Origin of the sequence: Labilithrix sp. (assembly GCA_019637155.1) — a bacterium.
Taxonomy (GTDB): Bacteria; Myxococcota_A; Polyangia; order Polyangiales; family Polyangiaceae; genus Labilithrix.
In genome coordinates, this window is record JAHBWE010000010.1 from 316239 (window position 1) to 340495 (window position 24257).

Sequence of the window (24257 nt, forward strand, 5' to 3'; positions counted from 1 at the left end):
GGTCGGTTTGTGGACCGCTGGGGCCGCGTGCTCTACTCCCCGTATGAAGCCGCGATTCGTCGTTCCCTCCATCCTCGGCGTCCTCGGCATCCTCGCGTTCACGGTGCCCGGCGCGGCGCAGCAGACGACGCCCGACGTGCTGCCCTCCGGCGACAGCCAGGGCCAGACCGGCGGCAACGGACCCGCGACCGACGAGGGCACCGAGAAGAAAGCGGAGGCCCCCGCGAAGTCGACGAACAACGTCGGCGGCTACGGCTACAGCGACAAACCAGCCGCCGGCGCCGCGCCGCGCGTGCGGTACAAGTCGAGCGGGCCCACCGTCGCGATGCCCGGCTTCGAGCAGACCTCGGACGGCGCGTCCCGCTTCTTCGTGCAGCTCTCCCAGAGCGTGGCGGTCGAGGAGCGACGCGCGCAGGGCAGCGTCACGTACGTGCTCAAGGGCGCGAGCCCGCGCGTCTACAACAACACGAACGCCCTCGTCACCGTGCACTTCAGCACGCCCGTCTCGCGCGCGCGGCTCGTCCCCGCCGGCAAGGACCTCCTCTTCGTGCTCGACCTCCGCGCCGCCGCGTCGCCGACCTACAAGGTGACGGAGACCGCGGACAAAGGCGCCCAGCTCACGATCGAGTTCCCGAAGGGCGACTGGTTCAACGCGCCCGCGATCGAGCCGGAGAAGAGGGCCGTGCGGACGGGTCGTAAGAAGAAGTGACCGCGACGTAACGGGCGCCCTATAAGAGCGCCCGTGCGCACGCGTGCGCTTGCCTTCACCCTCGTCATCTCTGCGCTCTCGTCACTTCCGCGCGCGGCCCTCGCGCGCGACGCGAAGGTCGGCGAAGACGAGACACACGACGGGACCGAGCCGAGCGAGCTCGACCTCGAGCAGGAGGCGTTCGGCACCCACGGCCTCGTCCGCACGCGCGCGGAGTCCGTCAGCTTCGACGCGAAGGAGCGCAGCATCGAGCTCTACGGCGACGTCCGCATCGACGCCGCGCCCTTCCACCTCCGCAGCGATCGCATCCGGCTCGCGCGCACGAAATGGGGCATCGAGGCCGACGGCCGCGGACGGCTCGCGTTCTGTCCCTGCCTCGGGACGCCGCTCACGATCGAGTTCGAGAAGGCGATCGTCGCGCCGCCCGGCGAGCTGTTCCTCAAGAGCCCCAAGCTCGAGGTCTACGGCGTCCCCGTGATGTACCTCCCGTGGTTCTGGATGCGCGGGAGCGAGAAGGTCGGCCTCCTCCCGCCCGACGTCGCTTACCGCGGACAGGACGGCCTCTTCCTCGGCGGCGGCGTGCACCTGCCGTGGCGCGAGCGCGGCGGCGCGAGCGAGGCGCTCGATCTCCGCGCGGGCACGTACGTGCCCGGGAACGTCGGGCCCGGCGTCGTCGTCGACGTCCGGCTGCGCACGCCGCTCGGCCACACGAAGGTGCGCTGGGATCGCCTCGTCGGCGCGAACGCCCCCGTCCTCGACGTGCCCGGATCGAGCCGCGACCGCCGCGCCGACGACGGCCTCGTCGTCGATTCCCGCGGCGCGAGCACCTCCGAGCTCGCGACGGTGGCGTGGGACGCCGACGTCCTCCGCGGTCGCCGCGGCGTCGTCGCGACGACGGACCTCGACACCGCGGCGAAGCCCTGGGACCGCGCGGTCGCGTCCGCGGCGCTGCGTTCGTCGGCGATCGCGGTCGAGAGCGGCATGCGCGCCGTCACGCGCCGCGGCGGCGACCTCACCGCGGTGGAGGCGGTCGGGCCGTTCGCGGCGCTCCGCTCCAGCGGCGCCGCGCTCGACGCGATCGCGTGGGACGCCACCGTCGAAGGCGGCGCGCTCCGCGTCGCCGGCGCCGCGGCCGACCCCACCGCGAGCACCGGCCCCGCCGCCCCTACCGCGAGCACCGCCGCGAGCACCGGCGCCGCCGCGAGCACACCCGACACCGTGAGCTATGCGCGCGCGGAGCTCGGCGCGCTCGTGGCGAAGACGCTCGGACCGATCGCGGCGTCGCTCTCCGCGCGCGGGGCCGGCGACGTGGTCGCGGAGAACGCGCGCACGGGGAGCGACCGGACCGCCTCCGCGCGTCTTCGCTTCGGCGTCCCGTTCGCGCGCGCTTTCACGCCGCCCGATCACGATCCGCACGACCGGAACGATCCGGTGCTCCACGTCATCGAGCCCTTCGCCGAGGCCGCCGTCCTCGACGCGCGCGGCGCCGCGCTCCTCGGCACGCGGCCGGGTCGCGGCGGCGCCGTCGTCCGCGGCACCGCGCCGATCACCGACGCCGGCATCTCTTCCTCTCTCGGTCGCTGGGCGACGCGCGACGCGCTCACCGTCAGCGCGTCCGGCGGCGTCGCGTACGGCGCTCGCCCGACCGCGCTCGTCCGCGCGCGCGCCGCCGCGACGAGCACGTACGCCGGGATCGACGCCGAGAGCGGTCTCACGACCGACGGCAGCGCGGTGGTCGGCCGCGCCCGCGTCGGCCGCGCCGACGGCGTGCGCTTCGTCGCGAACGTCGCGACCCGAACCGGTCTCGACCCCGTCCTCGCTCGCGCTCTCACCGACGCGCCGCTCGAGCCTGCCGCGGGCTTCCTCGCGCGGCGCGGCACCACCGGCGGCGCGACCGCGGTGATCCCGTGGATGCACGCGCTCACGACCTCCATCGGCGCGGACGCCGACGCGACGACGCGTGAGCTCGTCGCCGTGCGCGGCGGCTTCGATCTGCGCGATCGCTGCGGATGCGTGACCCTCCACGCGAACGGATCGCACCGCGTCGGACGCGACGGCGTCGACGTGTGGATCACGCTCGATTTCGCGGCGCCGTAGTCGCGCTCACAACTTTTGTTGCAAGCGACTTTCGGCTTCACGTCTTGTCCTTGCGGGCACCTGGTCACGGTGCGATTCACAGAGGATGAAAGGCGATCAAAAGGTCATCGACCTGCTCAACGAGGTCCTGCTCGGCGAGCTCACCGCGATCAACCAGTACTTCTTGCACGCGAAGATGTGCCAGAACTGGGGGTACGAGCGGCTCCACGCGAAGATCCGACACGAGTCGATCGACGAGATGAAGCACGCCGACATGCTCATCGAGCGGATCCTCTTCCTCGAGGGTCTCCCGAACCTCCAGAAGCTCGGGAAGCTCAACATCGGGCAGACCGTCGTCGAGATGCTCAACAACGATCTCGCGATCGAGCGCGTCGCGATCCCGCTCCTCAACAAAGGCATCGAGCAGTGCCGCCAGGTCGGCGACAACGGGAGCGAGGACCTCCTGAAGCGCATCCTCGTCAGCGAGGAGGAGCACGTCGACTGGCTCGAGGCGCAGCTCGATCAGGTGAAGCAGCTCGGCGAGGCCCTCTACCTCTCCCAGCAGATTCGCGCCTAAAAACGCACATTATGCGACGCTGCCTAACTTATTGAAATTGCTTGCGACGACGGCTCACCTGCGCGTCGTCGCTCACGTCCGGCCTTGATTTGAAAACGACTTTCATTATGCTTCTCACCTATCGATGTACGTCTGCGTTTGCTTGGCCGTCTCCGACACTGCCGTCCGTGAAGCGATCGGACAAGGTTGCCACACGCGCCACGCGGTGACGCGCGCCTGCGGCGCCGGCGGTGACTGCGGCGCCTGCCACGGCATGATCGAAGACCTGATCGAGGACCACCTCGAGGCCGCCGACGCGTCCGGCCCGCAGCTCGTCGCCCACGCGCAGCTCCTCCCCGAGACCGCGCTCGTCCGCACCCGCGCGGCCTGACCGTCAGAAGCTCAGCACCCCGACGACCGCGAGCGCCCCGCCCGTGAGCGCGAGCGCGACGTCTTGCGCGCGGAGGAGCTTCGCGCGGATCGAGCGCGCGGCGCCGAGGGCGAAGAGGAGCGCGCCCGTCGCGACGACGGCGAAGAACGTCGTCGACGGGACCGGGCTCGGGGCGAGGACGCTCCGCAGCCGCTCCTCCGTCGCGGCCGGCGAGGTCGTGCCCGCCGCCGCGCTCATCGCGTCGATGCGATGCTGGAGCCGCGCGATCTCCTGGTCCGCGCGCTCGCGGCGTGAGTCGTTCGTGTCGAGCCACGCCGCGGTGAGGGTCGCGGCGCGAACGGCTTGCCACGCGAGGACCGCGGTGGCCGGGTCCGCCTTCGACTCCGCGTCGCGCGCGATGGCGTAGAGCTTCGCGTACCCGAGCTCCGGCGCCTCGCACCACGGGCAGCGCGCCTGGGCGGCGGCGCGGGCATGGACGATCGCCTCGACGCGATCGCCGCGGACGAGCGCGGCGCTCGACTCCGCGAGCGAGCGACGGCCGTCGCGCGCGCGGCTCCACCACGCCGTCGCGAGGACCACGAGCGCGAGGACGAGCGCACCGAGCACCGTCGCGAGCGGACGCGTCACTGGAAGTCCCGGCGCCGGAACACGATCGCGCTGAGGACGAGGAGCACGACCGCGTAGAGCGCCGCGTTGAGCCAGGCGCTCGCGACGTAGGTCGGGAGATGGATCGTGGGGACCTGCCCGAGGAGGACCGGCCGCGGCGGGACGTAGAGGTTCAGGTTGGGGAAGACCTTCGCGAGGACGATGCCGATCGCGCGCACCGTCTCGCCGAAGACGCGCGCCGGCAAGTTGCCGAGCGTGTCGGCGCTCCGGCCGATGAGGAAGACCATCACCGTGAAGATCGCGGTGAGGAACGGCGACGAGAACGACGAGAACAGCGTCGCGATCGCGGCGACGATGACGACCTCCGCGAGGGTGAGGAGCGACGAGACGACGAGGAGCTGCCGCTCGCCGCCCGCTCCGCTCGCGAGGAAGGCCATCACCACGAACGCCACGAGCGCCCAGGGCAGGACGAGGTACACGCGCGTCCGCTTCGCGCGCCACAGGCCGACGCCGAGGAGGACGAGGAGGCCGCCCGCCGCGCCGAGCGTCGCGCCGACGTGCGCGCCCGATTGCACCGCGAGGATCCCGAGGACCGACGCGCCGTCGATCGCGACGAACGCGAGGAGGACGGAGAGGATGCCGAGGTACTTGCCGACGACGTACTCGTGCCGGCGCAGGCGCCGCGTGAGGATCGGGAACACCGTCTTCAGCTCGAGCTCGCGGTAGAGCGAGGTCGCGCCGAGGATGACCGCGACGAGGACGGAGAACGCCGAGATCCCGGCCGCGCCGAGGTCGGCGACGATGCGCATCTCGTCGCGGATCGACATCGTCGCGATGACGAGCGAGTAGGCGCTCACCGCGAGCGCGGCGGCGAGGAGCCCGAAGAGGACGCGCGCGCGCACCGCCTCTCGGTAGGTGTTCATCGCGATGGCGAAGACGCGTCCGAGCATGCTCACGTCAAAACGATGCGTACGCGGGGACCGATCGAGACGTGGAGCGCCCCGTCGCACGCGTGCAGATCGCCGTCGACCATGTAGCGGATCGGCGTGCGCGAGCGGATGACGAGGTGGCTCGTGACGGCCTCGAAGGTGTGCCCCGGCCGCATGGGCTGGGCGCGCCAGATGCGCGGGAGCTGCGACACGAAGCCGAGCGGCGACGTGTGGATGCCGAGGACGTGGAACGTGTTCGGCGTCTCGGCGTAGCGGTAGAACGGCCGGAAATTCAGGCCGATCTGGTCGATCGTGCCGCCCGCGATCGCGAGGTAGCTCCGCTCGCTCCAGACCGTGCCGTCCTCGAGCTCGACCCACCCGTCGAAGGGCGCGGCCATGCGCTTGATCATCTCGCCGCCGACCGCCGCGCTCGCGATGCCGCGCGCGAGCGTCTTCGCCGCGATGAGCGGGTTCGGGGGCTGGCCCTTGCCGTACGCGTAGTACTCCGCGAGGTAGCCGGGGACGACGCCGGTGCCGAAGTTGAAGCCGTACTTCTTCGCGAGCGCGGGCGCGCGCATCGAGGCGGGCGGCCGATCGCTCCCGCGGTTCGTGCCGCGCTCGGCCTCGAGGCACATCACGTGGCGCTCCACCCCCGCGAGCGGCTCCGCCGCGCGGCGCACGTAGGCGCGGCACAAGCGCTCGAGGAGCCCCTCCGGCTTTCCGCGCGGGACGCCGCACGCGTTCGCGACGGTGTTCATCGTCCCGCCGCGGAGGAACGCGATGCGCGGGAGCGCGTTGCCCGCGTAGACGTCGAGGAACCCGGTGATGGTGGTGCCGTTCGTGCCGTCGCCCCCGCTGATGCCGAGGACGTCGATGTCGAGCTTCCGGAAGTCCTCCGCCACGCGGTAGAGCTCGTCGATCGAGCCCGCTTCGCGGATGACGCCCTGGTCGCCGAGCGTCTTCGCGAGCCGCCGCGCCGCCCGCGGATCGCGCAGGTTCCGGCCGCTCTTGGGGTTGAAGATGACGCCGATTCCGGGCACCGCCGCCAGGGTGACCGCCGGTGGGGCTTCCGTCAAGCGAACGGCGCTCCTATGACTCGTACCCATGAGCGGAGTGAGAACGACGGATCGCACGGGAATCGTCCTACGCGGCAAGGACCGCGTGGCCTGGCTCAACGGCCTCGTCACCTGCGACCTCGCGAAGCTCGCGCCCGATCAGGCCGCCTACGGCCTCGTCGTCGAGAAGAAGGGCCGCATCCAGGCCGATTTCTACGCCGTGCCCGGCCCGGACGCGCTCGCGCTCCTCGTCCCGGCCGCGCTGCGCGACGAGCTGATGACGACGCTCGATCACTACCTGATCATGGAAGACGTCGAGCTCACCGCGGAGGAGCTCACGCTGTTCCTCGTGCAAGGCGCGCCGGACGCGGCCGCGCCGTTCGCCGGGAGCCTCGAGGTGCTCGGCCAGCCCGGCCGCGCGCTCGCGGTGCCCTTCGCCGAGGCCGACGCGCTCGCGGCGAAGCTCGCGCTCGACGACGAGGCGACGTGGGACGCGCGGCGCATCGAGCACGGCCTCCCGCGCTTCGGGGTCGAGTTCGACACCACGCTCTACCCGCAGGAGGCCTCGCTCGAGAAGCTCGCGGTCTCCTTCGACAAGGGCTGTTACCTCGGGCAGGAGGTCGTCTACATGCTCGAGAACCGCGGCCACGTGAAGAAGAAGCTCGTGCCGCTCGACATCGAAGGCGACCTCCCCGCGAAGGGCGACGCGGTGACGACCCCGGAAGGCGCCGCCGTCGGCGACGTCAAGAGCGCCGCCATCGGCCCCACCTCCGGCAAGCCCGTCGCCATCGCGATGGTCAAATGGTCCCAATCAAAACCCGGCACCGAGCTCCGGATAGGCCCCCACCCCGCCCGCGTCCGCGGATAACCCAACACCGAGAAGGCCCCAGCAGCTCTGCGCCCACTCCGCCCCAACGAGAACGGGCCCCAGAAGCGGCCGCGAATGCGGGCGCGAAGCGCCCCGAGCGCTCCGCGCGAGGGCCGTGTCTGGGGTGGGGGTGTCGGGGGCGAAGCCCCTGACGTTGAGAACCCTCAAAGCTTGCGGTCGAGCCTGAAGTGGTTGCCGGTGGCGCCTTCGACCGGTGCGAGGGGCGTGACCTTCAGCATCTCGAGGGCCACTTCCTTGATGCGTCCGTCCTTGCCGAGGCGGATGTGGAGGCGATCGCCGTCGCTCTTCACGACCTCGCAGCGACCGAACGCGAAGTGCTCCACCACGTCTCCGGCGTCGGGGTAGACCTGCTCGTCCTCTTCGACCGGCGGACGAACGGGCTTCAGCGGGAGCGCGGGCGCGCTGAACGTCGGCGACGGCTTGGGCTTCGCGACGTCCGGCTCGCTCGGCGGCACTGGAGGAGGCGGAGGCGGCGCAGCGACAGGCGGCGGCGCGGCGACGGGCGCCGGCGCGGACGGGGCGGGGGCGGGGAGCGCGGGGGACGACGGCGCGTTGACGGCGAGCGAGCCGAGGTAGCCGCCTTCGCGCGTGGCGGTCACGTCGTCGAGCGCGATCGCGAGGCCGTCCGCTGCCTTCACGCGCGCGGAGACGATCTCGCCCGCGAGCGTCTCGAGGCCGTTGTCGGTCTCGCGCGCGAGCACCGCGCGGAGCGCGCACGAGACGTCGCCGCCGGCGAGGCCGATGCTCCCTTCGATCGCGATCGCGTGGAGCGTGCCGGTGAGCTTGCGCGCCGGGCCGGCGCCGGCGCGGAGCTCGACGTCCTCGAGGACGGCGCTCGCGCGGAGCCAGCCCGCGAGGACGACCTCGTCGCGCAGCTTCGCGAGGAGGTCGTCGGGGAGGCGGGCGCCGGCCTCGAGCCGGAAGAGGAGATGGCGGGCGTTCGATGTCGTCACCGTCGTCATTTCGTCGATTCTCCGGGAAGCGGCGCGCAGCCAGGCCGTTCGTAGCCGGGCACACCTTTCGTTCGCGGGCAGGGATCGTTGCGGTCGGGGATCGTGTCGCGATCGCTGTCGCGGCGCAGCGGCGCGTACGACACGCCGAGGACGAAGCGGAAGCGCGGCACCGTGATCGGATCGTCCGTGATCGGGATCGGCCCGCCGCCGCCGGCGTAGAAGGAGATGTCGCCCGCGAGGAAGGGCGCGCTCCGGAGGCCGGCGAGCCACTCCGCGGGGGCGATCGTGCGCGACGGGGTGAAGCTCGTCGCGCGCTGCTCGGGGAGGTTCGAGTAGACGCGGCCCTCCGCGAGGAACGAGAGGAGCTCCTGCGGGAGGATGTCGACCCCGGCGCCGAGCGCGGCGGTGACCTGCGTGCCGACGCGCGCGCCCGCGAGCTCGGCGATCGGCCGGATGCGCGCGCCGACCTCGGTCCCGAAGAACAGGCGCGACACGCGGTAATCGGCGGAGATGCTCGGGGCGTACACGACGGTGCGCTCGCCGGCGAAGTCTCGGTTGTCGCCGATCGGCGCGGTCATGATCATGCGCGCCGCGAGCGACCAGCTCCGGCCCTTGCCGCCCTCCTCCACCGCGACGTCCGGCGCGACGCGCGCGCGCGGGACGATCGCGTACGCGAGGCCGAAGCGCATGTCGCGGACGGCGGTGTCGCGGAGCGAACGACCGCCGGTGATGGAGCTCGTGCCGGCGCCGTTCTGCACGAGCGTGACCGGCGCGGCGACGTCGAGCTCGAGCTGGTCGGTGATGCCGTAGGCGAAGAGGAAATTCGCGTTGACCTGGTCGTCGACCGCGTACTGGCTCGTGCCGACCTGGAGCGTGCCGTCCGGCGTGACCCCGGTGACGCCGGGCGTCGGCGCGTTGAGGAGGATCGGGCGCGAGAGGTAGGTCGCGACGAGGCCGAAGCCGACCTGTCCGCTCGTGACCGTCTCGGTGCCGCCCACCGCGACGAAGCGCTGCGGACCGGCGTGCGGCCATAGCGTGTCGGAGTTGATGCACGTGCTCATCGTGGGGTTCGAGCACTGCTGCGCAGAGGCCGCGTTTTCGCTCACGACCTCCGTCACGACGAAGAGCGCTCCTGTGATCGCGGCGGCGCGCGAGAAGGAGGACGGCATGAGCGGGGCGCACCATAGCAGAGTTGACTCCGCGGCCTCATTGGGAAAAGACCGTCCTTCCATGGCGCCTCCTCCCGACCCCGCGATCCGTGCACCCCTCTCCGAGGGCGAGCCGCTCCTCCTCGCGAGCGCGTCGCCGCGGCGGCGCGAGATCATGAACCAGATCGGGATCCCGTCCCTCGTCTCGAAGATCGACGTCGACGAGGACGTGCGCGCGGGCGAGTCGCCCGACGCGTACCTCGTCCGGATCGTCCTCGCGAAGCTCGCGGCCGCGAGCAAGCCGTTCGCGCAGGGCGGAGGGGTGAAGCGCGGAGACACGCTCCAGGCGGTGAACATCGCCTCCGCGGCGGGCGCGGTCCTCGTCGCGGACACGTCCGTCATCGACGACGGCGCGATCCTCGGCAAGCCCGCCGACGACGCCGAGGCCGAGGCGATGATCGCGCGGCTCGCGGGGAAGACGCACGAGGTCTGGACGCGCTTCGCGATCGGGGCGCCGGAGTCTCCTGCGCGCGCGCTCCACGAAGAGACGGTAAAAACGAAGGTGACGTTTCGCGCGCTTTCATCGGAACAGGTCCGGGCCTACGTCGCGAGCGGCGAGGGGAAGGACAAAGCCGGCGCCTACGCGGTGCAGGGGCGCGGCGCGGCGCTCGTGTCCCGCATCGACGGCTCGTACTCCAACGTCGTCGGCCTCCCCGCCTGCGAGGTCGTCGTCGCGCTCGAGCGCCTCGGCCTCTGGATCTGATGCCCTCCGTCCTCCAGCGAACCCGTTTCGCTGGAAACCGGGGGGCGCGGCGCGACGCGCTCCGCGTCTTCGTGGTCGCGCTCGCGGTCCGGCTCGCGGTCGTCGCGTGGGCCGCGGCGCGCATCCCCGCCGCCGCGGACGGCGTGTACTACGACAAGGTCGCGACGCGCATCGCGGAGGGGCACGGCTACACGTGGCTCTGGCCCGACGGCGTCGTGACGTACGCCGCGCACTACCCGGTCGGATACCCCGCGCTCGTCGCGCTCGGCTATTTCCTCTTCGGCGCGAAGCCGGTCGTCGCGATGGTCCTCAACGCGCTGCTCGGCGCGGGGTCGGGCGTCGCGGCGTGGTCCCTCGCGCGGCGGGCGACGGCGGCGCGGCTCGCGCTCGCGGCCGGGCTCGCGGTCGCGCTCCACCCCGCGCTCGTGCCGTACACGCCGGCGGTCATGACGGAGGGGCCGACCGCGGCGCTCCTCGTCATCGCGGGCGCGCTCGCGGCGTCGGGGCGGCTCGTGCCGACGGGGATCGTCCTCGGCGTCGCGGTGCTCGTGCGCCCGCAGTCGCTCGTGTTCGCGCCGGTGCTCGGCGCGCTCGCGGCGTGGGAGCTGCCGTGGCGGAAGCGGCTCGTGAGCGCGGCGCTCGTCTCGTCGATCGTGCTCGCGTGCTGCTTGCCGTGGACGGCGCGGAACTGCGCGCGGATGGAGCGGTGCGCGCTCGTCAGCGTGAACGGCGGCTGGAACCTCGCGATCGGGACGCAGACCGAAGACGGCGCGTGGCGCGAGATCGTCGTGCCGGACGAGTGCAAGGAGGTCTTCCAGGAGGCGGCGAAGGACGAGTGCTTCGGCGCCGCCGCGCGCCGCGCCATCGTCGCGGCCCCGGGGCGCTGGCTCGCGCACGTGCCGGCGAAGCTCCACGCGACGTTCGACTACTTCGGCGCGGCGCCGTGGTACTTGCATACTGCAAATTCATCCGAGTTCACCTACGACGCGAAGGTGCGCCTCGGCACGGTCGAGACGGTCGTGTCGCGCGTGCTCCTCGTCGCCGCGCTCGTCGCGATGGCGCGGCTCGGCGCGATCGGGCGCGCGCCGGCGCGGGCGGTCCAGGTCGTCGCGCTCCTCGGCGCGGCGTCGGCGTTCACCGTGCACGCGTGGCCGGCGTACCTCGTGCTCGGCGCGCTCGCGCTCGCGCGGTGGCGCGGACCGCTGCTGCTTCCTTATTCGGGTGCGGTGCTGCTCGCGACCGCGGCGACGCACGCGGTCTTCTTCGGGGCGGGGCGCTACGGGCTCGTGGTCGTGCCGTTCGTCACGGCGCTCGCGTTCGTGCGCAAGGCAGACCTTGCGGCGGGCGAGGGGCCGACGCATGCTGGGGCGGTCGACGCCGTACAGGCGATCGCCGGTCCGGAGCCTCACGGCCGAGGACGGGAGGAAAGTCCGAGCTCCACAGAGCGCGATGCCGGGTAACGCCCGGTGGCGGGAACGCCAAGGAAAGTGCAACAGAGAGAGACCGCCCGGCCTGCTTCGGCACGTCGGGTAAGGGTGAAACGGCGGGGTAAGAGCCCACCGCGTCCACGGTAACGGGGACGGCAGGGCAGACCCCATCGGGAGCAAGGCCACGTAGGCGGGCATGCCCGATCCGCAAGGTGAGGGTGGAGGACGGCTCGTTCGAGCCCGCGGGTAGGCTGCTCGAGGTCGGCAGCAATGACGACCCTAGAGGAATGATACGCCGCCGCGGCGGGGGCGACCCCGCCACGGAACAGAACTCGGCTTACGGACGACGTCGACCACGAGGGCCCCGCGAGGGGCTCTCGCGCTTTGTGCGGGCGGCTCGTCACTCGGTCCGAGCTTGGACGCGTACGTCGCCGAGCTCGAGCGTCTCGCCCTGCGTGAGGTCACGGCAGCAGAGCCTCCCTCGCGCTGCCAACGACTTGACCTCCCAGCGCTCGCTCGGCTTCGTGGTGAGGATGTACTCTTGCCGCGGGACGTCGAAGAGCTCGAAGGCGCCGTCGCTGTCCGTGACGGTCGCGAAGCGGAGCGGAGCGAACTCGCAAGGCGGGCTCGGTCCTCTCGTGTCCCGCTTCATCGTCCACTCCAATCGCTCCGAGGCCTTCGCGCCGGAGCGAGGCCGCGGCTCGTACGCCTGGGACGCGCAGAGCTCGACCTTCGTGTGGGCGCCCGCCTTCCCGTCGACGATCAATTTCCCGCGAATCGTCCCGCGGACGCCCACGGGCGGGACGTCGGGCAGGGCCGGCCCTCCTTGATGGACGGCGATGCTCGAGGGCGCGGCGGGCAGCACGCCGACGGGCCAGCGCTGGAGCACCTGGCCCTTTCGCGAAAGGACGAAGACGCCGCTTTCGCCCCCGAGCCACAGGCGCTCCTGTCCGTCGAACGCGATGGCCGTTACGTCCTCCGGTCGGACCGAGGTGTCGAGGACGTCGACGGTGCCGTCGGCGTCGACGACGACGATCGCGTCACGGGTGACGAGCGGCAGGGATCCCTTCGGGGAGACACCACCAGCAGCGAGCACGAACGCGGTCGGAGGGAGCTCGACCTTCCGCCACGCGCCTCCGTCGCGTCTGGTGACGGAGGCGCTCATCACGACATAGAACTCGCCGCCTCGTCCGGCCACGAAGCCGCGGATCTGGTCGTTCGCCAGGAGAGCCGTGAGCTCCTCGACGACCTTCCACGTGTCGCCTTCACGACGGTAGACGCGTCGGGGCTCGTCGAGCCAGCGCGCGAGGAAGACGGTGCCGTCCGGCGCGACGCCGACGTCGTTGGCCTCGGGGCTCTCCAGCTTCGTCACCTTCTCGCCGTCGAGGATCTGAAGGCCCTCGTCGAGCATCCAGACCTTGCCGTCGGGGGCGACCGCAGCAGAGCTCCACGTTACGGGGAGCTCCGTCATGTGGCCGTCGCGCACGCGCACGCCGGGCTTGCGCACGCCGCTCGCGCCGTAGAGCGTGCCGTCCGGCGCGAGCTGCAGCTTCAACTTGATGTGGACGTTCACCGGGAGCTCTTTCAGCGTCCCGTCCTGGACGATGACGATCCCCGCGTCCGTCGCGAAGTAGGCCGGCCCGCTGTTGGACGCCGCGGGGCCAGCGTCTCCCGTCGAAGCGCCGGGCGACTTGCAGCCGGCAAATCCGGCGAAACCGATCGCGAGCGCGAGCAGCCATCCACGCATCCAAATTTCCCCTACCACATGGCTTTGGCTGGATCGCGTGGGAACCACTGACTGGGGTCCTCACGGATTTTCGCGGAACGGACACCGAATTTCGCAATGATTTTCACGTTGCAAAACGCTCCTGCGTCAAAACGAGCTGTTCAGTAATTGAGACGGGAGCTTTCAGGATCCGCGACGTAAGAACCCCGCGCCGATGACGCGCCTCACCGCTCTCTCCGCCGTTCTGATGATCGGGGCCGTCGCCGCGTGCTCCGCGGGGGAGGGCGAGAAGGTCGGGTCGAGCGAGGCGGACCTCTGGTCGAGCCAGCGGCCCGGCATGGGCGCGAGCATCTACGACGGCGGCGTCAGCTTCCGGCTTTGGGCGCCGAACGCGCGGCGCGTCTGGGTCGTGGGCGACTTCAACGGCTGGTACCCGGAGGCGAACGAGCTCGGCAACGAGTTCAACGGGAACTTCTCGGGTGACGTGGCGGGCGCGCACCGCTGGCAGAAGTACAAGTACGTGATCGAGGGGCCCGACGGCTCCCGCTTCTGGAAGTCGGATCCGCGCGCGGGCCGCGTCGAGAACTCGAACGGGTCGAGCATCATCCACGACCCCGGCGCGTACTGGTGGCACGACGGCGGCTTCCACACGCCGAGCTTCCGCGACCAGATCATCTACGAGATGCACGTCGGCACGTTCACCTCGCCGTTCGGCGGCGTCGGCGGATGGAAGAGCGCGACCGAGAAGCTCCAGTACCTCGCCGAGCTCGGCGTGAACATGATCCAGGTCATGCCCGTGGCCGAGTTCCCGGGCGATCGATCGTGGGGCTACAACCCGTCGTTCCCGATGGCGCCCGAGAGCGCGTACGGCACGCCGGAGGAGATGAAGGCGTTCGTCGACGCCGCGCACCAGAAGGGGATGGGCGTCATCATCGACGTCGTCGCCAACCACTGGGGCCCGAACGACTTGCCGATGTGGTGCATCAGCGGCGAGTGCCTCGGCAACGGCGGCCCGTACTTCTACACCGACTGGCGCGCCCAGACCCCGTGGGGCCACACCCGCCCCGACTACGGCCGCCCCCAGGTCCGGGACTACATCAAGGACATGGCCCAGATGTGGCTCCACGAGTACCACGCGGACGGCCTCCGCTGGGACGGCACGAAGTGGATGCGCACCGCGAGCGGCGACGGCACCGACGACCTCGGCAACGCCGGCCTCGACATGCTCAAGTGGATCAACGAGAGCGTCGCGAGCCAGCAGCCGTGGAAGCTCAAGTCGGCGGAGGACTTCGGCGGGCACGACTGGCTCACGAAGCAGACGAGCTGGGGCGGCGCCGGCTTCGACTCGCAGTGGGACGGCGAGTTCGTGCACCCCGTGCGCGAAGCGCTCATCAAGCAGGAAGACGGCTGGCGCGACATGTACCGCGTGAAGGGTGCGATCGAGCACAGCTTCAACGGCCAGGCCACGCAGCGCATCATCTACACCGAGAGCCACGACGAGGTCGCGAACGGCGAGGCGCGTCTGCCGGAGCGCATCTGGCCGGGCAACGCGAACAGCTGGGCATCGCGCAAGCGCTCCACGCTCGGCGCGGCGATCATGTTCACGAGCCCGGGCATCCCGCTCATGTTCATGGGGCAGGAGTTCCTCGAGGACGGCTGGTTCAGCGCCGAGGACCCGCTCGACTGGGCGAAGGCCCACAACTATCACCCGATCACGCAGCTCTATCGCGACCTCGCGCACCTCCGTCGCAACTGGCACGACAACACGCGCGGCCTCCGCGGCGATCACGTGAACGTGTTCCACGTGAACAACGGCCAGAAGGTCATCGCGTACCACCGCTGGGACCAGGGCGGTCCGGGCGACGACGTCGTCGTGGTCGCGAACTTCTCGGGGCAGTGGCTCTCCGACTACCGCGTCGGCTTCCCGCGCTTCGGCATGTGGCGCGTCCGCTTCAACAGCGACTGGAACGGCTACTCGAGCGACTTCGGCAACACGCCGACGCTCGACACCGACGCCGTCGGCGGCGGCCAGGACGGCATGCCGAACAGCGCGAGCTTCCAGCTCGGCCCGTATTCGGTCGCGATCTTCTCGCAGTAACGCGCGTATCCTCGCCCGATGAACGTGGGGTCCCCGCCGGCGCCGAGGTCGCCGGCCACCGCTCTCGTCGCGCTGCTGCTCGCGATCGCGGGCTGCGTCGTGTTCCCGCTCGTCGCGGTCGGCTGCGGGCTCTTCCTCCGCGGCGACGCCGGCGTCACGGCGAGCTTCGTCGCGATCGGCCTCGGCGCCGTCGCGGTCCTCGTGTCGGGCGTCCTCGCGATCGTCGCGCTCGCGCGCGGGGCAGGGAAGGCGATGCCGATCGTCGCGCTCGCGCTCGACGTCCTCAGCATCCCCGCCGGCATCATCGCCGCGGGCTTCGCGTTCCTCTTCGCGAGCAGCGGCGTGCACGGTCGCCCGTTCCGGAAGGGGAAGGAGGCGCTCCGCACACCGACGGAGCGCGGCGACGCGTGGTCGGCGGACGGTCCGCGGCCGCGCGTGGAAGGTCTCGCGCCCGAGGTCCGCGCGGAGCTCGCGGAGGGCTGGCTCGCGGACGCGTCGCTCGAGCACGCGTCGGTCGCGGCGTTCGGCGCGCTCGCGCTGGACCTCGTCGCGCTCGGCGCGCCGCCGGCGCTCGTGCGGCGCGCGCACGAGGCCGCGATCGACGAGATCGAGCACGCGCGGCTCTGCTTCGCGCTCGCGAGCGCGTACGCGGGGAGGTCGCTGACCGCCGCGCCGTTCCCGGAGGTCGTCGCGCCGCGCGCTCGCGAATCGGCGCGCGAGCGGCGGCGGCGCGTGGCGATCGAGACCGCGGTCGACGGCTGCGTCGGCGAGGGCGCCGCGGCGGCGGTCGCGCGCTCCGCGGCGGCGGTCGCGACCGATCCGGTCGTCCGCGACGTGCTCGCGCGCATCGCCCGCGAGGAGCAACGACACGCCGACTTCGCGTGGGACGTCCTCGCGTGGTGCCTCGCCGTGGGCGACGAGGAGCTCCGCGCCGCGGTCGAGCAAGCGCTCGCCGCCCGCGCGGAGGCGCCCGCGGTCTCCGCCTCCGCTCGCGACGCGCTCGCCGCGCACGGTCGCATCGACGAGCGCGCGTGGCGCGCCGCGCGGGCCCGTGTCCAGACGTCCGCCGTCGACCGCGTCGTTCAGGGGCAGTAGACCTGCACCGGGTACGATTCGGCGATGTTGCATTGCGAGGGGCACCCCGCGTTCTGGCAGAGGTCGCCTCTCCAGCAGCGCGCCGGCCCCGACGGTTCGAGGGACCGCATGAAGGCGCACGTGTAGCCCTCCGCGCAGGGACGGTTCCCGTCGCACTCGGGACCGAGCCCGCCGGTGTCGCGGGAGCTGCACGCGTAGCTGAGCTCCTTGTTCGGTCCGGTGCCGTACGCGAAGCGGCCGGTGAAGGTCGTGCCGGCGAGCTGGTTCACGATCGTGTTGTTGCGATCGAGCTGAAGGAGCTGGTGCGACGGGTTCTTCGTGCCGTGGAAGATGTCCATGACGAGCGCGCGGCCTTCGAACTCGCCGTCGAGCATGTTCGCGATGACCTTGTAGTCGCCTTCCTCGAAGGCCTGAACGCCGCCCGACTTCACCTCGAGGATGGCGCTCTTCTCGATCGCGCCGCCGGGCGTGGTGCGGAGCTCGACCTGACACGCGACGTCGAAGGGCACCGCCTGCCCGCCGGACGGCCGCGCCTCTGCGCCGGCCACGCCGCAGGTGTACTGCATCTCCTGCTGCAGATAGACGAGCCCCGTGAAGCCGTGGTCGCCGAAGAACGGCGCGCTCGGCCGCTCGTTCTTCGCGACGCGGTACTGCTGGACGACGTCGCTCTGCGGCGTCGTGATCGTGAGGAGCGAATCGCTCGCCGCGTCCGCCGCCGGCCCGAACGCGACCTCGAGCTTGTAGGGGAACTCGCCGTTCGGGAAGTCGACGGTCTGCGCGACCGTGCCGTCGCTCCGGACCTTGACCTTCTGCTCCTCGAACTCCGAGCTCGCGGTGAGCCGGTGATAGAACGTGCACTCGATGTCGTAGGGCCCGGTCGGCGTGCTGCCGCCGCCCCCGCCGGCGTCCTGCCCCGCGCCCGCGCCGAGGTTTCCGCTCGTGGCCCCGAGGTTGACGCCACCGGTGCAAGCCGCGACGAACGCGAACGCGGCAAATCCAAGCATGTTTCGAAGCATCGTCATCGCCTCCGTCCTGTCATGGGGCTACCGGCCCGGTTCGATCACGAAATCGTCGTCACTCCGTGAGCGAGCGGAGGCGCTTCGCGTGCGGTCCCGACGGATCGCGGGCGAGGAGCTCGTCCGCCAGCTTCTTCGCCGCGGGCTTGTCTCCGCGCGCGACGAGGGCCTCCACACGGAGGACGCTCGCTTCGGTGCGGAGGGGGCCGTTCGCGAACGTCGCGTCGTGACGATCGAGGAGCGAGAGCGCGAGCGCGGTGTCGCCGGCGCCGAGGGCGCGGCGCGCGTCGTCGATCAGTCGCGTCTCACGCGCGAGCGGCGACTCGGTCGCCGCCGCGAGCGTCGGCTCCGCGCCAGCGAGCGTCGGCGACGGCGCAGCACGCGCCGGCGAGGGACGAGACGCCGGGCTCGCCGTCGTGACGACGGCTGTCGGGGCGGTCGCGCTCTGCCCTACGCCGGCGCGTGCGCCGGCCGCCGTCGGGGCGGGGGCGGGCTCCACGGGGCGCGCCGTCGGTCCGCCCGCGCGCACGGCGGGGGCGGCGGACGGTGTGACGGGTACCATCACCGTTTCCGTTTCCGTCACCGGCTCCTCCGGTGAGGCCGTGCGCTGTGCGACGATCGCGCCGCCGCCCGCTACTGCGACGGTGACCGCGCTCACCGCGACGACCTTCGTCCAGAGACCCGCGCCGGCGAGCTTCGCCGTCGTCGCGGCGGCCTTCGTGGTGACCGCGGTCGTCGCGGCGGCGGCGCCGACCGCGAGGCCGAGCGCCGCGGCGGTGCGCTCGCGGGAGTGCTTCGTCGGCGCGTCGGCGCGCGCCGAGCCGAGGAGCTTCTCGGCGAGGTCGTCGTCTTCGAAGAGGCGCTTCGGATCGGTCACGTCACGGCTCCTTTCGCGCGCAGCTTCTCGAGGCGTGCCTTGAACTCCTCGCGCGCTCGACGGAGGCGCGAAGCGACGGTCCCGCTCGGGATCTCGAGCAGCGTCGCGATCTCGGACGTCGTCATCTCCTCGATCTCGTAGAGGACGAACACGGTGCGGAGGTCGAGCTCCATCGCGTCGAGGATCCGGTCGAGGACGGCGCGGGCGTCCTTCTGCTCGATGATCTCGTCGGGGCGGGGTCCGCCGGGGAGGTCGTCGCCGGCGTCGGCGTGGGGGATCTCGCGCCGATACGCGGCGCTCCGGCGGATGTCGGACGCCACGCGCAGCGCGGTCCCGAAGAGGAAGCTCCGCTCGCTCGCGGGCGGGACGTCGTCGATCCTGCCCGCCGCGACGAGGAAGACCTGCTGCGCGGCGTCGTCGGCGCGATCGGCGCTGAGGCCGAGCCGGCGGAGCGAGCGCCAGATGAAGTCGAAGTGCTGCGCGAGCATCGCGCGGACGCGCTCGTCGCGGCTCGAGGCCACGAGCGCGGGTCCGGAGATCATCGCAGCGGGAGCCAACGGTGCGTGATGGGAGCCGGCGCCCATTCTGATCACCGAAAACGTACCCCTACGCCGAGCCTCCCGAAAATCGCGGCGGACGGAGCCTGGTACACGTCGATCCCGGGCTCGAAGAAGAAGGTCTCGCGCGTGAACGGCACCGAGAGCCCGGCGTCGAGCTCGATCGACAGGATCTGGACGGGACGGATCGCCAGGCGCGCGAGCGCTTCGGCGGCGAGCCATGCCCGCGAACGGGCCCTCCGCGCGACGACGCCGAACGGCTCGGCGTGGATCGCGCCGACCGTGAACGCCGCGCACGGACGAAGCTCGAGCCTGCCGGAGGAGGTGAGCGCGAACCGGACGGGACAACCTTCGACCGCGCCGACCGTCCAGTCGATGTCGGCGCTCCCGATCGCGGCTTCGCGCGTGACGAGGAAGCTCCTCCCGACCGCCGCGCGAAACGACGGCGACAGGAGCGCGCCGTCCCACAGGACGAGCTCGCCGTGAATGCGCCACGCCGGCACGAAGCCCGCGAGGCTGGAGCCTTCGAGCGCGACCCCGACGCCGAGCCGCGTCGCTCCGCTGGTGCCCCGTTGCGGTGCGCGCGGCGCCGGCGCAGCGCCCGCCGGCGCCGGAACGGGCCCGCGCTCCACCGACTCCACCGACTCCACCGACTCCGCCGACTCCGCCGACTTCGCCGGCGTCGGAACGGACGCGGGCTCCGGCGTCGGAATGGGCTCGGCCGGTGCGGGCTCGCTCGACGGCGAGGAGGGCGACGCCGGAGCGACGGGCGCCGTCGATGCCGACGGATCGACCGCGAGCGCCGCGACGAGGCCGAGGGCCTCGACGACCTCGTGGCAGGTGGCTCCCTCGACCGCGCGTGGGCTGCTCTTCTGACCGCCGGCCTCGAAGTGGAGATGGCCGAGGAAGCCGCCGCTGTTCTTCGTGACCCGCACGTGCACGGCCCGCGCGCTCTCGCCGCGCGACGGCGCGCGCACGCGCGTGGTGCGCGCCGTGACCTGACCGAAGAACGCCGTCGCATCCGGGCATCCCGCAGGCGCTTCGTACGCGAGCGTGAGCGGCTCCGCATCCGGCTGGGCACGCGCATCCGGCTGGGCTCGTGCGTCCGGCGCGAGCGTGAGCATGAGCGCGAGCGTCGCCGCGGCAGGGCCCGTCGCCGCCGTGTGCTGCCACCGCATCGCGTCGCACGATAGCCCGAAAGCGGGACTAGCCGTCCAGCGCGCGGAGGGCCTCGTCGCGGAACGCCGCGGGGACCGCGTCCGACGCGAGGTCGATCGCGTTGCTCCGCGTCGCGCCTTCGTACGCGGCGGCGATCTTCGCGACACCCTCGCGGTCGCCGTCCTTCAGCCAGTACCAACCCTTGAAATACATGTATCCTGCACTATCGAACCACAGCGCGCGATCGAGGACCTGCGCGGGGAGGAGCGACCGCGAGCCGGCCGCGACCTCGGCGAGCTCCTTCTCTCCCGCCGCGACCTGCGCGGAGAACCAGTCCATCATCGGCGCGAACGCGGCGGCGCCGGCGGTCTGGGCGTCGGCGTTCTGCACGCGGGTCGCGCCGGCGGTCGCGAACGAGAGCGCCGCGTCGGGCATGAGCGGCACCGCCGCGGGAGCGAGGACCGCGAGCGCCTTGCTCACCGGCCCCACGCCCTGTCCCTCGATCATGAGCGCGCCGAGGGCGGAGCCGATCGTGGTCCGGTCCGCCGCCTCGAGCGACGACCACGACTCGTTCGCGAGCGTCTCGGCGATCTCGGTCCAGACCTCGACGAGCGGCGGCGTCAGCCAGCGCCGGAAGATCGGGGAAGGGGTCCCGCCGTTCACGAGCCAGCTCGCCGAGAACGCCCCCGCGAGGAGATCCTGCATCGCGACCCCCGCCTCCCGCGCGCGAGCCACCCCCCGCGCGACCGCGTCGTAGGCGAACGCGCCGGGAAGCCCCGCGCGCAAGCTCAGCTTTTCGGTGACGGCCAGAATGTGCCAATTTGCCGCATGTCGCTTCAGGGTGAGCATCGATGGGTCTCCGTCCGGAAAGCTCGAGAATTCATGGTCGTAGCAGCGGTGGGTGGGGGAGCCCCACCCGAAAAATGAGGCTCGAGGTCGATTCTGGGTTGCATGTCGCGCGATGTGGGCAAAAGTAACTCAACCTTCCTGGAGCTCTTCCGATGCAACTCGTTCCCTGTCCCTCCTGCGCCCGTCACGTCAAGTCCTCGGAGTCGGCCTGCCCGTTCTGCAGCTCCGCCCTCTCCGGCGCGATGATGAAGCGCACCCCGTCGGCCCAGCGCCGGCTCGAGCGTCTCGCGGCCTTCACGTTCGCCGCCACGCTCGCGGTCACCGGCTGCGCGGTCGCGGGTGACGAGTCCGACACGGACAAGTCGGAGCAGGAGATCGGCGGCATCCACGCGATGTACGGCATGCCGCCGCCCCCGGTCGACGCCGGCCCGCCCCCGGCCGAAGACGCCGGCCCGGCGCCGTGCACCACCGACAACGATGACGAGGATCACGGCGGCTTCGCGGCCCTCTACGGCATGCCCTCCTTCCCGCCGTCGCTCCCGCCGCCCTGCCCGACGGAAGACGCCGGCGCGCCGCCGCCCCCTCCGACCTTCGACGGCGGCGGCTTCCACGCGATGTACGGCATGCCGCCGGCCCCGCGCGACTGACCACGACAGCGAACCGCACGACGCGAGGCGCCCGAGCTGCCAGCTCCGGCGCCTTCGCGCATTTGGGAACGTCCCCGCGTTCAAGCGAGCGGCGACGGACGGAGGAGGAGGCGCCCGACGGCTGCGAGCGAAGCCCCTGCGTTGGAGGCGGATCCTTCGCATTCGCGCCGTCGGGGTTCGTGCCGTAGCATCGAGGGCGATGTCCGATATTGGGCCGCGTCCGCGCTTCCTCCCCATCGCCCCCACTGCGAACCCCGCGCGTCGCAACCTGCCGCTCGCCGGCGACGCGCGCGACGTCGATCGGAAGTGGAAGCCCGTCTACGCCGTCTGGGAGATCACGCTCGCGTGCGATCTCGCGTGCCGTCACTGCGGGTCGCGCGCCGGACGCGAGCGCCCCGACGAGCTGACGACCGAGCAGTGCTTCGACCTCGTCGACCAGATGGCGGAGCTCGGCGTCCGCGAGGTCACGATGATCGGCGGCGAGGCGTACCTCCGCGACGACTGGACCGAGATCGCGAAGCGCATCGTCGGGCACGGCATGCAGTGCGGCATCACCACCGGCGGCCGCGGCTTCACCGCCGAGCGCGCGAAGGCCGCCTACGAGGCGGGGATCCGCGCCGTGTCCGTCTCCGTCGACGGGCTCCGCGAGACCCACGACAAGCTGCGCGGCCTCCAGGGGAGCTGGGAGTCCGCGATGAACGCGATCACGAACCTCCGTGAAGCCGGCATCGCCGTCAGCTCCAACACGCAGTTCAACAAGGCGAGCCTGAAGGAGATCCCCGAGCTCTTCGATCTCCTCATCGAGAAGAAGATCCGCGCGTGGCAGGTGCAGCTCACGGTCGCGATGGGCCGCGCGGTCGACGAGCCCGCGCTCCTCCTCGAGCCGTACCAGGTGATCGAGGTCATGGCCGTCCTCGCGCGCCTCAAGCCGAAGGCCGACGCGAACAAGATCCTCCTCTGGCCCGGCAACAACATCGGTTACTTCGGCCCGTACGAGACGCTCCTCAAGGGGAACATGCCGCGCGGGCACATGGCGTCGTGCGGCGCCGGGCGCGCGACCCTCGGCATCGAAGCGAACGGCGACATCAAGGGCTGCCCCTCGCTCCCGACCGCGGACTACGTCGGCGGCAACATCCGCGACTACTCGCTGCGCACGATCTGGGAGCAGTCGAAGCCGCTCCGCTTCACGCGCGACCGCACGGTCGAGGACCTCTTCGGCTTCTGCCGCGACTGCTACTACAACGACACGTGCCGCGCGGGTTGCTCGTGGACGACGCACGTCCTCTTCGGCAAGCCTGGCAATAACCCCTACTGCCACCATCGCGCGCTCGAGCTTTTGCGCGAGGGCAAGCGCGAGCGCATCGTGAAGGTGAGCGAGGCGTCGGGGCAACCCTTCGACCACGGCAAGTTCGAGGTCGTGGTCGAGGACTGGCCCGACGATCTGAAGGTCCGCGCCGAAGAGATCGTGAAGACGGCGAACGGCTGGCTCAGCGATTAGCCCGCCGCGTCCCTTACCTCGCGCAGGCGTAATAGAAGGTCGCCTTCTCCGACGCGGCGAAGCGTGACGTGTCGCCGTAGCGATCGCGGTCGCTCTTCTCCGAGTAGGTGCCGTTCGACACCTTCGTCGTCGCGGTCCGGCCCCACGAGTTCGTGGTGACGAGCGCCTCGCCGTCGGGACGGTTCGTCGTGTCGATGCCGTTCACGACCTCGATGTGCGTCGCCGCGTCGCCGGAGTTGTACCAGAGGAACACGTCGCAGCCGCGGGCGAGCGCGCGCTGCGCCTCCGTCGTCGCCGACTCGCGCGGACCGGTCCACGCCTCACTGAAGGCGTAGCCCTTGCCCTCGAAGTACGTCTTCATGCCGGCGATCGAGCCGCCGCTGGTGGCGGTCACGCCGAGCTCGGTGGAGAGCTTCTGCCACGCCTCCGGCGTCACCGTCGCGCCGTGGAGTCCGAGCCGCTGCGAGCAGATGCCGACCGCTTGCGTCACGCACTTGCCGTTGGGCCCGTCGCCCGCGAGCTCCGCGGTCCCCGCGACCTTCGACCACGTGAGCGCGTCGGTCGCCTCCTCCGGCGCGTCCGGCGTCACGCAGACGACGTTCTCGACCGGCGGGAGCTCATCGGCCTCCTTCGACGCCACGGGCTCGAGCGCGGAAAGCTTCGACATCGTGAACGAGGTCGTGACGAGCTCGCGGAGGCCGCGCGTCGTGAGGTCGCCGCCTTCGAGCAGCCACTCGCCGATCGCGTCGGGCAATCCGAGCGCGGCGTCGCCGTTCGCCGTCGCCCGGCCGCAGATCATCGGGTGCACCTCGCCGCGCCCGCACGCGGCCGTGAAGCGGTCGGGCTCGAAGCCCTTCATCACCTCGTCGAACACCGCGTTCGGGTTCGCGACGCCGTCGTTCGCGCGGAGGTCCGCGCCGCGCGCGAGGGCAGGGAGGCCGTGGACGGCCCAGTACTCCACGGGATCGTTCGCGTAAGCGCGCGCCATCGCCGCGCGCGCGGCGTTGCTCTCCTCCGCGCTCCACGCGCGCGTGACGGGCTCCGGCGGCTGCGATGCGTCGCTCGGAGTGACGTTCGCACACCCGACGACGAGCGAAGCGAAGAGGGCAGGGACGACAAGACAGGTACGAAGACGGTTCATGTTCGAAACTCCTTGTCCGCTGCAGACGCCTGCGAAGCGGTGGAGTTTCGAGCGTGTGCGTCACCCTTCGGGACGACGTCACACTCTGGCGAG

At 71.6% G+C, this 24257-nt stretch carries 24 protein-coding genes and 1 other RNA gene; 11 read left to right on the top strand and 14 right to left on the bottom strand.

The annotated features are described in order from the left end of the window. The first annotated feature begins 43 nt into the window (after nt 1-43). The 4 genes from KF837_22830 to KF837_22845 all read left to right on the top strand — a co-directional run bounded on the left by KF837_22830 (nt 44) and on the right by KF837_22845 (nt 3732). Entirely contained in the window at nt 44-709 is a 666-nt protein-coding gene (locus tag KF837_22830; GenBank protein MBX3230175.1) for a hypothetical protein, read from the top strand. A 33-nt stretch (nt 710-742) separates the two neighbouring features. After that, entirely contained in the window at nt 743-2806 is a 2064-nt protein-coding gene (locus KF837_22835) for a hypothetical protein (protein ID MBX3230176.1), read from the top strand. An 85-nt stretch (nt 2807-2891) separates the two neighbouring features. Beyond that, nucleotides 2892-3362, top strand: coding sequence for a bacterioferritin (gene bfr / locus KF837_22840; protein ID MBX3230177.1), 471 nt, complete (start codon nt 2892-2894; stop codon nt 3360-3362). 142 nt (nt 3363-3504) lie between these two features. Continuing rightward, nucleotides 3505-3732: a (2Fe-2S)-binding protein gene (locus KF837_22845; protein ID MBX3230178.1), complete on the top strand. Its 228-nt coding sequence runs from the start codon at nt 3505-3507 to the stop codon at nt 3730-3732. A 3-nt stretch (nt 3733-3735) separates the two neighbouring features. Here KF837_22845 and KF837_22850 read toward each other — a convergent pair whose 3' ends face one another. The 3 genes from KF837_22850 to KF837_22860 are packed head-to-tail and all read right to left on the bottom strand — an operon-like array spanning nt 3736 to nt 6343. Continuing rightward, on the bottom strand, nt 3736-4359 hold the full coding sequence (locus KF837_22850; GenBank protein MBX3230179.1) for a hypothetical protein: 624 nt from the start codon (nt 4357-4359) through the stop codon (nt 3736-3738). Next, nucleotides 4356-5288, bottom strand: a complete 933-nt coding sequence (locus KF837_22855; protein MBX3230180.1) for a hypothetical protein — start codon at nt 5286-5288, stop codon at nt 4356-4358. Before KF837_22855 ends, KF837_22850 begins: the two co-directional genes overlap by 4 nt. A gap of 2 nt (nt 5289-5290) precedes the next feature. Continuing rightward, nucleotides 5291-6343, bottom strand: coding sequence for a sphingosine kinase (locus tag KF837_22860; protein MBX3230181.1), 1053 nt, complete (start codon nt 6341-6343; stop codon nt 5291-5293). A gap of 28 nt (nt 6344-6371) precedes the next feature. Between KF837_22860 and KF837_22865 the strand changes: the two genes are divergently transcribed. After that, nucleotides 6372-7190, top strand: coding sequence for a hypothetical protein (locus KF837_22865; protein ID MBX3230182.1), 819 nt, complete (start codon nt 6372-6374; stop codon nt 7188-7190). A 164-nt stretch (nt 7191-7354) separates the two neighbouring features. Here KF837_22865 and KF837_22870 read toward each other — a convergent pair whose 3' ends face one another. Together KF837_22870 and KF837_22875 are read right to left on the bottom strand one after the other, a co-directional pair. Beyond that, on the bottom strand, nt 7355-8173 hold the full coding sequence (locus tag KF837_22870; GenBank protein ID MBX3230183.1) for a hypothetical protein: 819 nt from the start codon (nt 8171-8173) through the stop codon (nt 7355-7357). Beyond that, a complete protein-coding gene (locus KF837_22875) occupies nt 8170-9333 on the bottom strand; it encodes a hypothetical protein (GenBank protein ID MBX3230184.1) in 1164 nt (387 codons plus the stop codon). The genes KF837_22870 and KF837_22875 overlap by 4 nt, the downstream gene beginning before the upstream one ends. Before the next feature lie 61 nt (nt 9334-9394). On the opposite strand from KF837_22875, the gene maf reads away from it, so the two are divergent. Continuing rightward, nucleotides 9395-10075, top strand: coding sequence for a septum formation protein Maf (gene maf, locus KF837_22880; GenBank protein ID MBX3230185.1), 681 nt, complete (start codon nt 9395-9397; stop codon nt 10073-10075). Nucleotides 10076-10343: 268 nt separating this feature from the next. Here maf and KF837_22885 read toward each other — a convergent pair whose 3' ends face one another. Continuing rightward, nucleotides 10344-10940, bottom strand: coding sequence for a hypothetical protein (locus KF837_22885; GenBank protein MBX3230186.1), 597 nt, complete (start codon nt 10938-10940; stop codon nt 10344-10346). 100 nt (nt 10941-11040) lie between these two features. Continuing rightward, nucleotides 11041-11436: a hypothetical protein gene (locus KF837_22890; GenBank protein ID MBX3230187.1), complete on the bottom strand. Its 396-nt coding sequence runs from the start codon at nt 11434-11436 to the stop codon at nt 11041-11043. Nucleotides 11437-11447: 11 nt separating this feature from the next. Here KF837_22890 and rnpB point away from each other — a divergent pair. Then, nucleotides 11448-11858, top strand: an RNA gene (rnpB, locus tag KF837_22895) — RNase P RNA component class A. A 44-nt stretch (nt 11859-11902) separates the two neighbouring features. Here rnpB and KF837_22900 read toward each other — a convergent pair. Further along, nucleotides 11903-13249, bottom strand: a complete 1347-nt coding sequence (locus KF837_22900) for a hypothetical protein (protein ID MBX3230188.1) — start codon at nt 13247-13249, stop codon at nt 11903-11905. A gap of 193 nt (nt 13250-13442) precedes the next feature. Between KF837_22900 and KF837_22905 the strand changes: the two genes are divergently transcribed. Next, nucleotides 13443-15326 carry an alpha amylase C-terminal domain-containing protein gene (locus KF837_22905; protein MBX3230189.1) on the top strand — a complete coding sequence of 628 codons (1884 nt, stop codon included), beginning with the start codon at nt 13443-13445 and terminating at the stop codon, nt 15324-15326. A gap of 18 nt (nt 15327-15344) precedes the next feature. Beyond that, a complete protein-coding gene (locus KF837_22910; GenBank protein MBX3230190.1) occupies nt 15345-16421 on the top strand; it encodes a ferritin-like domain-containing protein in 1077 nt (358 codons plus the stop codon). On the opposite strand, the gene KF837_22915 is transcribed toward KF837_22910, so the two are convergent. From KF837_22915 to KF837_22935, 5 genes are read right to left on the bottom strand one after another with little or no spacing between them, the layout of a single operon-like run. Continuing rightward, complete coding sequence (locus KF837_22915) at nt 16409-17443, bottom strand: hypothetical protein (protein ID MBX3230191.1); 1035 nt, start codon at nt 17441-17443, stop codon at nt 16409-16411. The genes KF837_22910 and KF837_22915 overlap by 13 nt on opposite strands. A 52-nt stretch (nt 17444-17495) precedes the next feature. Continuing rightward, entirely contained in the window at nt 17496-18314 is an 819-nt protein-coding gene (locus tag KF837_22920; protein ID MBX3230192.1) for a hypothetical protein, read from the bottom strand. Beyond that, complete coding sequence (locus KF837_22925; GenBank protein ID MBX3230193.1) at nt 18311-18898, bottom strand: RNA polymerase sigma factor; 588 nt, start codon at nt 18896-18898, stop codon at nt 18311-18313. Before KF837_22925 ends, KF837_22920 begins: the two co-directional genes overlap by 4 nt. A 5-nt stretch (nt 18899-18903) precedes the next feature. Further along, entirely contained in the window at nt 18904-20049 is a 1146-nt protein-coding gene (locus KF837_22930) for a hypothetical protein (GenBank protein ID MBX3230194.1), read from the bottom strand. Nucleotides 20050-20077: 28 nt separating this feature from the next. Further along, complete coding sequence (locus KF837_22935; protein MBX3230195.1) at nt 20078-20815, bottom strand: hypothetical protein; 738 nt, start codon at nt 20813-20815, stop codon at nt 20078-20080. A gap of 215 nt (nt 20816-21030) precedes the next feature. Here KF837_22935 and KF837_22940 point away from each other — a divergent pair, with 215 nt between their 5' ends. Both KF837_22940 and KF837_22945 read left to right on the top strand, forming a co-directional pair. Then, entirely contained in the window at nt 21031-21525 is a 495-nt protein-coding gene (locus KF837_22940; GenBank protein MBX3230196.1) for a hypothetical protein, read from the top strand. 199 nt (nt 21526-21724) lie between these two features. Then, a complete protein-coding gene (locus KF837_22945; protein ID MBX3230197.1) occupies nt 21725-23023 on the top strand; it encodes a radical SAM protein in 1299 nt (432 codons plus the stop codon). Nucleotides 23024-23036: 13 nt separating this feature from the next. Here the strand turns inward: KF837_22945 and KF837_22950 are convergent, their stop codons facing one another. Beyond that, entirely contained in the window at nt 23037-24164 is a 1128-nt protein-coding gene (locus KF837_22950; protein ID MBX3230198.1) for a hypothetical protein, read from the bottom strand. Between the last annotated feature and the right edge of the window lie 93 nt (nt 24165-24257).